This window comes from Limnochorda sp. LNt (assembly GCF_035593265.1).
Classification (GTDB): Bacteria; Bacillota; Limnochordia; order Limnochordales; family Geochordaceae; genus Geochorda; species Geochorda subterranea.
In genome coordinates this window covers 2,131,202-2,142,879 of the sequence record NZ_CP141614.1, presented here as the reverse complement: position 1 = coordinate 2,142,879, position 11,678 = coordinate 2,131,202, and the positions used below count along the sequence as shown (strand labels likewise).

13 protein-coding genes and 1 pseudogene are annotated in these 11,678 nt (G+C 66.0%); 9 read left to right on the top strand and 5 right to left on the bottom strand.

Features of this window, described 5'->3' with window-relative positions; all coding sequences use genetic code 11:
• Nucleotides 1-10 precede the first annotated feature (10 nt).
• Nucleotides 11-874 carry a hypothetical protein gene (locus VLY81_RS10200; protein WP_324668059.1) on the bottom strand — a complete coding sequence of 288 codons (864 nt, stop codon included), beginning with the start codon at nt 872-874 and terminating at the stop codon, nt 11-13.
• A 122-nt stretch (nt 875-996) separates the two neighbouring features.
• Here VLY81_RS10200 and VLY81_RS10195 point away from each other — a divergent pair, with 122 nt between their 5' ends.
• Both VLY81_RS10195 and VLY81_RS10190 read left to right on the top strand, forming a co-directional pair.
• Entirely contained in the window at nt 997-1,311 is a 315-nt protein-coding gene (locus tag VLY81_RS10195) for an AbrB/MazE/SpoVT family DNA-binding domain-containing protein (RefSeq protein ID WP_324668057.1), read from the top strand.
• Nucleotides 1,308-1,832, top strand: a complete 525-nt coding sequence (locus VLY81_RS10190) for a PIN domain-containing protein (protein ID WP_324668056.1) — start codon at nt 1,308-1,310, stop codon at nt 1,830-1,832. Before VLY81_RS10195 ends, VLY81_RS10190 begins: the two co-directional genes overlap by 4 nt.
• A 41-nt stretch (nt 1,833-1,873) precedes the next feature.
• On the opposite strand, the gene VLY81_RS10185 is transcribed toward VLY81_RS10190, so the two are convergent.
• Both VLY81_RS10185 and VLY81_RS10180 read right to left on the bottom strand, forming a co-directional pair.
• Nucleotides 1,874-2,068, bottom strand: coding sequence for a hypothetical protein (locus VLY81_RS10185; protein WP_324668055.1), 195 nt, complete (start codon nt 2,066-2,068; stop codon nt 1,874-1,876).
• A 670-nt stretch (nt 2,069-2,738) separates the two neighbouring features.
• On the bottom strand, nt 2,739-3,095 hold the full coding sequence (locus tag VLY81_RS10180) for a hypothetical protein (RefSeq protein WP_324668054.1): 357 nt from the start codon (nt 3,093-3,095) through the stop codon (nt 2,739-2,741).
• A 274-nt stretch (nt 3,096-3,369) separates the two neighbouring features.
• On the opposite strand from VLY81_RS10180, the gene VLY81_RS10175 reads away from it, so the two are divergent.
• Nucleotides 3,370-4,995: an IS1634 family transposase gene (locus tag VLY81_RS10175; protein WP_324668053.1), complete on the top strand. Its 1,626-nt coding sequence runs from the start codon at nt 3,370-3,372 to the stop codon at nt 4,993-4,995.
• Nucleotides 4,996-5,121: 126 nt separating this feature from the next.
• Here the strand turns inward: VLY81_RS10175 and VLY81_RS10170 are convergent, their stop codons facing one another.
• The gene (locus VLY81_RS10170) at nt 5,122-5,325 is read right to left on the bottom strand and encodes a hypothetical protein (RefSeq protein ID WP_324668052.1); all 204 of its coding nucleotides are present in this window, start codon (nt 5,323-5,325) and stop codon (nt 5,122-5,124) included.
• A gap of 262 nt (nt 5,326-5,587) precedes the next feature.
• Between VLY81_RS10170 and VLY81_RS10165 the strand changes: the two genes are divergently transcribed.
• Complete coding sequence (locus tag VLY81_RS10165) at nt 5,588-6,310, top strand: transposase (protein WP_324668051.1); 723 nt, start codon at nt 5,588-5,590, stop codon at nt 6,308-6,310.
• 3 nt (nt 6,311-6,313) lie between these two features.
• Here the strand turns inward: VLY81_RS10165 and VLY81_RS10160 are convergent, their stop codons facing one another.
• Complete coding sequence (locus tag VLY81_RS10160; RefSeq protein WP_324668049.1) at nt 6,314-6,607, bottom strand: thermonuclease family protein; 294 nt, start codon at nt 6,605-6,607, stop codon at nt 6,314-6,316.
• Between the two features lie 391 nt (nt 6,608-6,998).
• Here VLY81_RS10160 and VLY81_RS10155 point away from each other — a divergent pair, with 391 nt between their 5' ends.
• From VLY81_RS10155 to VLY81_RS10135, 5 genes and pseudogenes are all read left to right on the top strand, one after another.
• Nucleotides 6,999-7,343 carry a hypothetical protein gene (locus VLY81_RS10155; protein ID WP_324668047.1) on the top strand — a complete coding sequence of 115 codons (345 nt, stop codon included), beginning with the start codon at nt 6,999-7,001 and terminating at the stop codon, nt 7,341-7,343.
• 141 nt (nt 7,344-7,484) lie between these two features.
• Nucleotides 7,485-8,324: a hypothetical protein gene (locus VLY81_RS10150; RefSeq protein WP_324668046.1), complete on the top strand. Its 840-nt coding sequence runs from the start codon at nt 7,485-7,487 to the stop codon at nt 8,322-8,324.
• A gap of 634 nt (nt 8,325-8,958) precedes the next feature.
• Nucleotides 8,959-9,384 (top strand): hypothetical protein, encoded by a 426-nt coding sequence (locus VLY81_RS10145; protein ID WP_324668045.1) that lies wholly within the window; start codon nt 8,959-8,961, stop codon nt 9,382-9,384.
• Nucleotides 9,385-9,408: 24 nt separating this feature from the next.
• Nucleotides 9,409-10,032 (top strand): PIN domain-containing protein, encoded by a 624-nt coding sequence (locus VLY81_RS10140; protein ID WP_324668044.1) that lies wholly within the window; start codon nt 9,409-9,411, stop codon nt 10,030-10,032.
• 280 nt (nt 10,033-10,312) lie between these two features.
• Nucleotides 10,313-11,518 (top strand): annotated as a pseudogene (locus tag VLY81_RS10135) (3'-5' exonuclease).
• Nucleotides 11,519-11,678: the final 160 nt, after the last annotated feature.

The window sequence follows — 11,678 nt, the reverse complement described above, 5'->3', positions numbered from 1 at the left end:
CGCCGCCGAACTAGAAGCTATAGGTCACCCCGACGTACGGGGCCGGGAAGAGCAGGGTCGACAGACCCCAGAGGACGCCCACGTCGATCCCTGCCCCAGTGCCCGAAACACCGGCAGTGTCGTATGTCCATCCGAACTCTACCGCCGGGATGATGAGCGCCATCGTGTTGACACCGAAGTATCGGAACCAGCTACGGTCGAGAGCCCTTCGAACCTCTCTCCTGTACTCGTCCCAGGTGAGATCGAGGCCGAGCTGGGCGTAACGTGTAGCGACTCGCTCAGCGGCGGCCTGCACCTCGAGTTCGCTCGGGAGGGAGTAGTTCCTCCACGTCACCCCCAAGCCGAGGTTCGCACCGATCGCCGATCTCGGGTAGCCAAGAGCCCTGTCCTTCCGTATCGAACCTATGGTCAGGATGTCCAGGCCCAGCGTGAAGTGTCCCTGCTCCTGGCGATACGCCTCGAGGAGTCGGTGCACCAGAGCCGTCGAGTCGAGCCCATTCGCGGTTGCTTGCGCGAACGCTGGGCCGGTCGACCCTACCCAAAGAGCCACGCCGAGCAAGGCTGCCACAATTGCTTTGTTCATTGCGACACCCCCCATGCCAAGGCACAGCGAGCTACGACTCGATCTGATACCAGGAGGCCTGTGTGTCTTGTCCCCGCTGACCCGGGAGCCCCCGGCCAACCTCTCACTATCATCTTCGTCACCCTGGCGGAGCGCTTTCAATCCCGGGTCGAGTTTCCCGTAGAGCTGTATCGCGACGCCTTGCGGCGGTCTCCACTCCGCCTCCTTGTGGAGGGCCGCCAGAAGCTCTCGGAAAGCCTCGTGTCGACTTCTCTCCCGGGCCAGCGCTGGACCGGTGCGTGCGCCGTTCACGGTTCGGAGGCTCCCGCATAATCGTCCTACCGGACGTCGAAACTCCTACTCGAGGGGGAGGCATCCGATCTGGACAGGTGCTGTAGGGAGGAGTTAGACTGCTGACGAGGGGCTGTTATCCGATGGGTGTGGTGAGAGTGCTCCCCAAGGGGCAGATCACGATGCCCAAGGCCGTCCGCGAGCGGCTGGGCATCGAGGTCGGGGACGACCTCCTGGTGGAAGTGGTCGGTGAGCGAGAGGCACGCATCATCGTGCTTCCCCGCCCCACGTCGCTCAAGGACCTCCGGGGGCTGGTCAAGCCCCGGCGCCCCCTGGACGACGAGACGGTTCGACAGGCCATCCGAGAGGGGCGCCGGGGACTGGCCGAGCGGTGGCAAGCGTCCCGGCTACGACAGGGTAGCCCTCCGAGCGATGGACGCGGGGCATCGGGCGGATGACCACCTGGCTGCTGGATACCAACATTGTCATCTATTTGCTCACCCGCCCGGAGTATTTGCTCACCCGCCCGGGGCAGCACCAAGGTGCCCCGGCGACACCTGCCGACCCCCATCTCGAGGAGCTCTATCGAGCGCTGGATGCGTTCATCGACCAGGCGATAGCTGCCGGCGACCGCCTGCTGCTGACCCCCCTGGTGGTGTTGGAGACGGTGGCCACCCTGGAGCACGGGAAAGTCTTTCAGCTCCCTGCCGCCGAGGCCGCAGAGAGGGTACTTCATCTGGCCCAGGCGCCGGAAATCGAATGTGAGCAACGCGAATGCGTCATCGCCGCCCTGAGCCTGCAGGCGTTAGGCGAGGGGGATGTGGTCGATGAGTACCTGGTGTGTCGAGCCAGGGAGCCCGACGTCCGTGTCCTGAGCAACGACCGGGAGCTCTGCCGTCGCGCAGCTGGCGAGGCCGTATGGCTGCGGGATCTCCTCGACGAGGCCGAAGGAAGGCGTACGCGGCCAGCGCCTCCCTAAACCTGGTGCTGCGCATCAGAGCTTGCGTCGCCTGGCTCCGCTCAGCCGGCTCCACGACCCGACGGCACGAAGGCCCGAGTCACGCTCGCCCGGATGCGTGAAGGCCTCCAGGGCATCTTCATGTAGACGTCCCCGCGGACGAGCTCGTCCAGCATCTGTTGCAGGCGCTTCTGGCGGGTCTCGAAAGCCGGGCATCTCGTGCCGGGGGCGCCGAAGGCGGGATCCGTCTCGTTCACGCATACCTGTTCCACCTCTGCGGAGGGGATGGCCACACCCTTACCACGGAGCCCGGCGACTTCCTGCTCGACGATGGCGGCGAAGGGCCCGGCCCTGACATCCCAGGGGAACGTGAGCGCCGCCCTTTGCGTCGGGCGGGCGTCCGGCCCGGGGGTGCCTCCGGTCCTCGCACGACCGTCAGCGTCCGGCCCGGGACACGACCCAACGCGGCGCCCGCATGACCTATGTCGTCAGCGTGGGGCTGTACCGGGCCGCTGCCGCCGCCCTGGCCGTGGCCATCCTCTCGCCGATCCTCGGCGGGCGCGGCCTGCTCCCGCCGGAGGAGACCCTAAATGGGCCATGCGCTGGTGGTGGCGGTCCTGTTGGGGGCGCTGGCGTGGGCAGTGTAGGGCACCCACATGGCCCTGCGAGCCCCTCCTCGCCGACGCCACGCACGGCGGGCGACGTCGATGAGGCCCTGCCTCGGCGTTGACGGCTACGGTGCGGAAGCCGGGCCGCAGGGCCACCTGGCAAGCGGCGTAGAGGCGACGCAGCGAAGCCCCCCAGGCCCTCGTCCGTTACGAGCCACACGGGGCACGGAGTTGTCTCGGCCGAGGTGGCCGGACGGGGGGCCCGTCGGGCGTCCTTGGCTATCCCGTGTGCTCAAACAGGCCGATGGCGGCGAAGGCGTCAAGGGGTTGGCCCTTCTGCAGCACCTTCGTGCGGAACTTGTAGGGCGATGGTGGGAACCGGTATCAGGCCGAGTGTGTTGTCTAGCCAGTTGACGTTCTCGTCTATTTGCTCGAGCCTCTCGTTCCAGAACAGGAGCAGGACGAATCGCCGCACCTCGGGCGGGAGAGAGGCCATCTTGACGAGGTCGTGCTTGATCTCGGCTCCGTCCTCGCTGAACCAAACCTTGGACTCGATGCAGGCCAACAGCTGGTCGTCTGCCTTGATGCACAGGTCGGCTCGGGTCGTGGGATGGCTCGGATAAGGCTGCTCCCACCCGATCTCATAGGGAAAGCGCGAGCTCAGCAGCTCCCGCACGATGACGTAGATCAGGGACTGTTCGTAGAGGCACGCTATCCCGTGCGGCCAGTCTTTGTAGAAGCCATATTCCTCCGTGCACGCGTCCAGACAGCCCCGTAGGATCGCGTCCTCCTTGGCTACCGCAGCTGCCGCTAAGCGGAAGTTCAGGGGCTGGCAGCGGGTGAGACCCGCATAGCGGTGAGCATTCAAACAGGTTGAACGCGTGCCAATGTAGCCAAGAGTATGGCCCTAACGTATTGCCTTGGAAGTTGTCATGTGCTACCATTGAGCCATGAGACGCGTATCCAGTGCCATGCACATCGAGACCATCCGCCGCCGGCAGGGCGACAAGGTCTACACCTACCACCTGCTGCGCCAGACCTACCGGGAAGGCGGCAAGGTGAAGCATCGGACCCTCGCCAACCTCTCCCACCTGCCGGAAGCCGTCCTGGAGCTGGTCCGGCGAGCCCTGCGGGGCGAGCCGGTGGCGCCGGTGCCGCAGACGGTGAAGATCCGCCAGTCCCGCCAGCACGGGGCCGTCGCCGCCGTCGTGGGCACCATCCGCCAGCTGGGCCTCGACCAGGTGCTCTACTCTCGCTCGGCCGACTGGGTGCGCTTGGCCCTGGCCGTCGTCGTCATGCGCATCCTGCGGCCCTCCTCCAAGCTGGGCGGGACCCTGTGGTGGACGACCACCACGTTGCCGCAGCTTCTGCGGTTGCCCCACAACGGCGAGGACGTCAACGACGTCTACCGGGCCATGGACGAGTTGCTGGCCCGTCAGGCCGCTATCGAGGCGAAGCTGGCGCGCCGGCACCTGACGCCCAACGCCATGGTGCTCTACGACTTGACCAGCGTGTACCTGGAGGGCAAGACCTGCCCGTTGGCCCGCTTCGGGTACAACCGGGACAAGAAGCGGGGCAAGAAGCAGTTCTGCGTGGGGCTGCTCACCAACGACGAGGGGTGTCCCGTGGCCGTGGAGGTGTTCCCCGGCGACGTGGGGGATCCCGAGACGCTGCGGGCCCAGATCGCCCGGGTCCGGGCTCGGTTCGGCATCGAGTACGTCGTGTTCGTCGGCGACCGGGGCATGATCGTCAAGGCCCGATTGAGCGACTTGGAGGCGGTGGGCTTCGGGTGGATCACGGCCCTGCGGGCGCCGGAGATCCAGAAGCTGCGGGATGAAGGGTTCTTTCAGCCGGGCCTGTTCGACCGGCGGGACCTGGCGGAGATCGCCGACCCCGAGCGGCCCGGGGAGCGGCTGGTGGTCTGCTACAATCCGCTGGTGGCCGAGGAGCGCCGGCAAAAGCGCGAGGCGCTGCTTTTGGCCACGGAGCGGGAGCTGGCCAAAATCGAAGCCCGGGTGCGCCGTCGCCGCCGCAAGCCCCTGACGGCCGACGAGATCGGGGTGGCCGTGGGCAAGGTGCTGAGGCGCTGGAAGGTGGGCAAGCACTTCCAGCTGGAGATCCGCGACGGCCACTTCGCCTTCCGGCGCAAGGAGGCCTCCATCGCCCGGGAGGCGGAGCTGGACGGGTTTTACGTGCTGCGCACCAACGTGCCGGCCGACCGGATGGAGCCGGCCAAGGTGCAGGCCACGTACAAGTCGCTGCGGGCCCTGGAGCAAAACTTCCGCACGATGAAAAGCGCCCTGGACCTGCGTCCGGTCTACCATCGGCTGGAGGACCGGGTGCGGGCCCACGCCTTTTTGTGCATGCTGGCGTTGTACGTGCGCTGGCACATGGAGCGGGCGCTTGAGCCCCTGCTGGCGGAGGACCCTCGTCAGTCCTTCGAAGGGCTGATGATGCAGCTGGAGACGCTGCAGCGCCACACGGTCGAGGTGGCCGGTCAGGAAATCCAGATGCTCGGCGAGCCCGAGCCGCTGCACCAGCGGATCTTCCAGTTGCTGGGGGTTCCCCTGGCGTAGCCAGAAGCCTGAACGCTTGAATCCCACTCCGTTGGCGTCATTGCCGTGATTTGAGGGATATCGGGCTTGCTGAACTTCCGGCTAAGGATACGAAGGTCGACAGTCGAGCGTCCAGATCTGTGGCAGCTAACCGCATTGCAGCCACTCCCTCCTTGCCGCGGCCGTTTGTCGCACGATCGCCGAGAACAACCCATCAGCGAACCAGTGTTTAGCCTGCAGACCGAGAGAGGCTTTCTTGGGCTGCCCCTTCTTGGGGCCGTGGTGGTAGACGGGCGAGGGGTAACCCTTGACTTCGAAGATACGGAGGTTGGCGTCGCGCTCGGCAATCACGTGGGACCTTTCTCAAAGGACCCGGTGTCTGCCGTCTTTCGGATGGTCCAGCCCTGCTGGCAGGCGCGTGATGGTATAAGCTCATGAGGTTTGAAGAATGGAAACCCGACGATAAGAGTTGACGGGGGCTCCTAGACAACGAGCGAGAACGTCGCTGCATAGCTGCAGGATTGCTTTGTCTTGCTTCACAATCCTTGCGTTCACGCCTATTTCCGTGGTAGGATGCCATTGGAAACCCCCTCCGGGCAGGGAGTGGAACGGCGTGCTGGGCCGGCGCAACCGGCAGACCACCTTCGATGACGTCACCTGGCGACAGCGCATCCCCAAGGACTCCTACTGGTGGCGACTCCACGACTGGGCGGTGCAGAACCTGGACGAATCGATGTTTGCTCCGCTGTTCGACGCCCGCACCGGAAGGCCTTCGGTGAGCCCCGTCCACACGTTTCTGGCGCTGTTGATCCAGGTGGAGAAGGGCTACTCGGACCGGGAGATGGAGCAGGAATCCCGCTTCGACGACCGGGTGAAGCTGGCCATCCTGGCGGGGCGGGACTTTGAGGGGATCGATGCGGTGACGCTGTGCGACCACCGCCGACGCTTCTTGCAGCATGGCATCGCGACGGCCATGCTGGAGCGGACGCTGGCCTCGGCGAAGCAGGCGGGGCTTTTTTCGCCGGAGCGCTCCCAGATCGTCGACTCCTTTCTGATCCACGGCGGGGCCGCCGTGCAGGACACCTACACCCTCATCCGCAAAGCGGTCGTGCGGGTCCTGGCGGTGGCCCGGATGCACGAGCGGGACGGTCCGCTTTCGGCCGTGCTGAAGCGCACCGATTACCACCAGCCGGGCAAGTCCAGGATCGACTGGGACGACCCGGAGGCCCGCCGACAGCTTCTCCAAGAGCTGGTCGACGACGCGTTGGCCCTGGTGGGGGCGGCGCGGCGGTCCGCTTCGACCCGGCCTGGCTGGCCGCCCATGAAGCGTTCGTAGGGTCTACGTCCCCCCGCAAAACCGGCGCATCTCAGCGTTCACGTCGGTGGTGTTCACCCAGACCTGGGCCAGGACCCGACCGTACGAGTCGGTCCCTCTCGACTCATACTCAACGTACTTGTGCAGGACGAGGGCGCTGAGGCGCTCTTTTGCGGCTTGACCCCCAGGCTGGTGCAGCTCCGGGCAGTCAACATCGACTAGACGGAAGTACCGCCCGTTCGCTCGGAACGTGTCACCATCAGTCACCTCCGACACCCATACCGTTGTTGCCAAAGTGCCCACCTCCTCCTTCTTCACGCCGTTGCAGGTCGACACGATGGCCAGCCAAGGCGGATGCGCCAACTGAAGTCGCTATCCGGTTCCTGTGAGGAAATTCGGCATTGTTCGCAGGGATCCTCCGTCGTGCGGCATGGGGATCAGTAACGCCGTTCAAGGGAGGGGGTGCCGCCGCGGCGGTGGCACAGGCCCTCGTACGTTAACCGGTTCTCCCCCGGAGTGCTCGGTGCCGCCCCACGCGGGCGCCGGGAAGCAGGCGATCGGGGCTGTGCACCCGCGTATGCGAGTGACGCATCTGACCCCGGTGGAAGGAGCATCCAGCCGTCCTGCTGAAAAGAGGTGTCGACGGGAACGAGATCCAGTAGGAGAGTAGCGCCGCCCACATACAGGTTGGCAGAAGCCAACGGGCGCCTTGGACGGGAGTGAGGCTCAGCTGAACTCACAAAGCAACTTCGATACGGGTACCGACGAACTGCTGGCCGCTCTGCAGGAGGAGGTCGCTGCCCTCAAGCAGGGAGGTGGTTCCAACCGCCACGCCCTGCGCGACGGCCGCCTCGTCGCCGCGGTGGCCGGCCGTTTCCTCTACACCTTCCTGGCAGACTCAGAGCTGGATCTGCCCAACGACTCGCCGGTGCAACTCGTGGTTGGACCGGGCGCTGCATACGAGGCCACGGTGGTCTCCGTCCAGGGGTTCGACGTGACCCTCGCCGTGCCCCGCAACCTGGGCGACCGTATGGGTAACCACCCGGCAAACTGAGTGTTCCCCGAATCTTCTGGATAGGTAAGCGGGGTGGGGCGGTTGCTCTTTGGCGTCGACAATCCTGCGGAGGAAGTAGCGGTGCGTCTGTATGCTGACGAAGTGAAGCCCTTCTCGAGTCCCGCGAACGGACAACGGTGGATGTACATCGGAGTCCTGGCCATCCCCGAGCGTCTCCATGGCGATGCGCTGCGCGAACTCACCGATGCCCGGCAGGAAGTGGGATACGACGGAGAGCCCCACTTCTCCGAGTTGACCCAGCATCGCAAGGTCCACCTCGCCCGGCGGTGGGTCGAGCTCGTGCTGAGCGACGACCGTAAGTGCTTCCATTTCCACATTTTGGGGCTCAACCTCTCGAAGCTGCGTATGGAAGCCTTCGGACAGTCAGGATGGCAGCAAGAACGGCGCATCTACAGCCGATTCTTCCGCTCGACGGTAGCCTCTGTGCTCAAGGGGTTCTTCCTCAGCGACCCCTCTGTGGGCCAGGTGCGGGTCGTAGCTATCTTCCACGACCGGTCGGAGATGGAGCATGACGACCTCTTCGAATGGCACACCATGTGGCGTCTCCAACAGGATGAGCCGGGGATTCTCTTCGACCAAGGCCGGATCCATTTCATCGACACGGACCATCACAAGGAGGAGAACTTCGCATCCGAGAGCCACTTCATCCAACTCATCGACATCCTTCTCGGCGCGACGCGCCAGTGCCTGGACTACACCAGCGACAAGCCTGGGCTGGTTCAGGTGGCCGAGACCTTCCGGCCGCTCCTGGAGCGCCTGACGGACCCCCGGCGAGCGTCGAATCCGCGTTCCCGGTATCGGTACTGGCGGCGCTGCTGCGTGAGTTTCTTCCCCAGCACCGAACTGCGACCGGGGGAGTTGGAGGGCATCGAGCGTGCGCGAAGCCGCATGTACAAAGAACGTCCGCTGTACATGACGTTTGTACATGACGTTTATCCGATCCGGGCAGCAGACCCTTGACCTTCAGGCGCGCGGGCACATCCATCGTCCTCGAGCCCGGTCGGACCGTAGCCAGGAATGAGAAAGACCCACTGGACCCGGGAGCATGGACGGTGTCCGGCCCATCCGTCGAGCCCTACGCTTTCCGTGGGTATCCCGAGGAACCGTTGGCCCGCCGTCGTCTGGGAACTCGCCCAGCCATCGCCGCGACGTACCGCCTCCGTCCCCGTGCTCGTGGGATGCGCCTTACCTAGCCGGCCGGTAGGAACCTCCCTTGTCTTCACCATCCGTACAAGGGATACACGCGGCCGCCACCTCGTCTCGTCGCAGTCCGGGTAGCCACCCCTTGCAAGAGACCCTCTCTGCCGGGTAGCGGTGGCCCATCAGACATCCCGACGCCCCTGGCACGATCCCTTAATGCGCCGACCGTCAGTCGGATGCAGACGCGGAGCTGTGGTTTCCCCGCAGCCCGCGGCCCCCACCACAACCCGCGGCTGGTGAGCTAGCGGGGCTGGAGCAGTCGCCGGACGCGTCTCTCGTGCGGTTGCCGATCCCGCGAGAGTGCGCCTATAATTGAGGCAGCCCGAGACACCGGGCGATATCGGCGGGTGGTTCCGGGCAAATGATCCTATCCCATCGCGTCTATGACATTGTCGTGTACGACAAGTACGGGCAGGCAGTGGCCATCGTCGAGATCAAGGGTAAGCGTGACGTGTCGGCTGCTGTCGCGTCTGAGCTCGCCGCGCGGTTGTGGGGTAGCCCCGATGCCTTACCCCCCTCGGTGCGGTATCTCCTGCTTCTCACGCCGACTGCGGGGTACTTGTGGCAGGTGTCGGGCGGCCAAGTTAAGTGGCACGACCACGTCTCCTTCCCCATGGACGAGATTGTGGCACACTACGGCGGCTTGAAGACCCAGCCCGGCCTGCTGCATCTTAGCCTCGCGTACGTGGTCAACCGATGGCTGTCTGACCTGGCGCTTGGTAGAGACGGACGGGAGCCAGGTTCAGGAGTGGTACTCCAGCGGAGTGGGTTTATCGACGCGATCGCGGGTGGGGACGTTCGCCTTGAGCGAATGGCGTAGGCACAGCAGCCGGCTGGTGCACGGATGGTAGTTTACATCGAGTCGAACTTCATTCTGGAGCTTATATTCGACCAGGAACAGTGTGCCTCCGCCGAACGGGTTCTCGAGTTCGTCGAACAAGGCGGGGCATCTCTTCGCTTACCGTCGTTTGCGTTGCTCGAGCCATTCTACCGGGTTACTAGGCAGGTGACAAGACGCTCAGACGTCCGTCGGTCGCTTGAGCAAGAACGGAAGCACCTGCACAGGGCGACCAACGAGACCGGCCGGCGTGCGACAGCCCTCGTCATGCAGGCCATTGCAGCACTCGATGAGGTAAACCTAGCCGAGTACGGTCGCCTTTACACGATGCTGGATAGAATTATGGCTTGTGCCCAGGTCCTCCCCATTACACATTCCGTCTATTCACTCGCCCGAAGGTACCAGGATGAATTTGATCTTGGATACCCTGACGCGATCATTGCAGCATCCGTGCTCGAGGATCTGGAGCACCATCAGCACGAGTCCGTGTTCCTGTGCCGAGACAGGGTGCTGACGGATAGCTTGCGACCAGAGTTTGAGCGACGGCACTGCGACCTCTTTACGAGCTTCGAGCGAGCGGCGTACTTCGTTGCCGAGCGGAAGGGGTTGGCCGGGTCAGCCTTGCCTTGAGGACTCCCAAACGGCGAGCAGGTGTATGGGGCCGGTGCAGTGACGGGGCGCTCCCTCAGCGAGGCCGGCCCTCTCTTCGACGGCATCAGCCGGGCCAAGGTGACGGCCCCCGCCCGCGCGCTCCGCTGGCCGCCCGACCTCCCAGCCCTCTTCACCGGGTTCGACACGCCGTCACGGGAGCTGGCCGAGGCCTACCAGGCCGCCCTGGCGGCGCACCATGCCCTCGACTTCGCCGACCTCGAACCACCGCGCCACCCGCCGCCTCCTCGACGCGACCAACGTGGTGGCCGCGACGTTCGGCCGACGCCCCCGGCCCCGGCCTGCCGCCCATCTCCCGCCGGGGACACCCATCGTCTACCACTTCGCCCGCAGCACCGAGGCCGAAGCCGACTGGGTCGCCGCCCGGCTGCTGCGGCTGCAGGCCGAGCAGGCGCGGGCCAGCCAGCCGCTGCGCTGGCGGGACGTCGGCGTCCTGGTGCGGCCCAACCACCGCGCCCAGACCATCGCCCAGGCCCTCGAACGCGCCGGCATCCCGCACCTGACCGTCGAGACCTGCGAGTTCTTCCGGCGCCAGGAGGTCAAGGACGCCGTGGCCTACCTGCGCCTGCTGGTCAACCCGGCCGATGGTCACGCCCTGGCCCGTGTCCTGTAGCGGCCCGCTCGGGGCATCGGAGAGGCGACGCTGGCGAGGGCCGCGGCGGGCGAAGCCCAAGGGCTGCGCATCACGGACTTCGCCGACCTGGCCGCCCTGCACGCCGGCGACCCCTTCGGGCCTCTGCTGGAGGCGGTGCGGCGGGGGCGGGTGGTGGTCCTCGACACCGAGACGACGGAGCTGCCGCTGGTCGTCGACACCTACGCGATGGCGCGGCGGCTCGTCGGGGGCCCCGACCTAACCCTGCAGGGCCTGTGCGAACGGCTGGGGACGAGCGCGAGGCCGACGCACCGAGCAGCCGACGACGTCGGGGCGACCCTCGAGCTGCTGGCCCGGCTGCTGCGTGACGTCGAGCGGACCGCCCCGGCGCGGCGCGAGGCGGTGGAGGGGTTGCGCCGGGCTTTCCTGCCGCTCGCCGAGGAGGTCGCCGAGCTGCGGCGGGTCTTCGTGGAGCGAGACGACCCGGCGGCCGACCCCCTGGCGTCGCTGGAAGGCATCCTCACGTTCGCCGCCCTGGCCCGCAACGTGGACCGGCTCGGGCCCGAGGATGACCGGGTGCGTGTGCTGACCGTGCACCAGGCCAAGGGGTTGGAGTTCGAGGTGGTCGTCGTGGCGGGCCTGTCGGACAACGAGTTCCCCAACTACGGCTCCATCAAGGACGGCCGGGAGCTGGAGGAGCGCCGCCTGCTCTACGTGGCCCTCACCCGGGCTCGGCGCCACCTCATCCTGACCGGCCACGCCCGTCACGAGGGCAAGCTCCGTAGCCCCAGCCCCTACCTGCGCCTGCTGGCCGGCCACCTCGTCGAGGAGGGGTCGGCGACCCTGGCGGGGTAGCGCGGGTAGGTAACGGAGAGCCGTCCGGTGGGCCCCGCTGGGACGTAGCTCCGCAGGGGCCGGCGTGCGTCAAACGACACTGCACTCCTCGGCGACCGTCACCACACAGATGGACTGCTCGAGCCCACGCCCAGGCAACGGTCCTCGGAAGGAAGCCCCA

What these genes read in the sequence shown, in the direction of transcription:
- VLY81_RS10195 (WP_324668057.1), top strand. Translation starts at nt 997, where the DNA reads ATGGGTGTGGTGAGAGTGCTCCCCAAGGGGCAGATCACGATGCCCAAG.
- VLY81_RS10190 (WP_324668056.1), top strand. Translation starts at nt 1,308, where the DNA reads ATGACCACCTGGCTGCTGGATACCAACATTGTCATCTATTTGCTCACC.
- VLY81_RS10175 (WP_324668053.1), top strand. Translation starts at nt 3,370, where the DNA reads ATGAGACGCGTATCCAGTGCCATGCACATCGAGACCATCCGCCGCCGG.
- VLY81_RS10150 (WP_324668046.1), top strand. Translation starts at nt 7,485, where the DNA reads ATGTACATCGGAGTCCTGGCCATCCCCGAGCGTCTCCATGGCGATGCG.
- VLY81_RS10140 (WP_324668044.1), top strand. Translation starts at nt 9,409, where the DNA reads ATGGTAGTTTACATCGAGTCGAACTTCATTCTGGAGCTTATATTCGAC.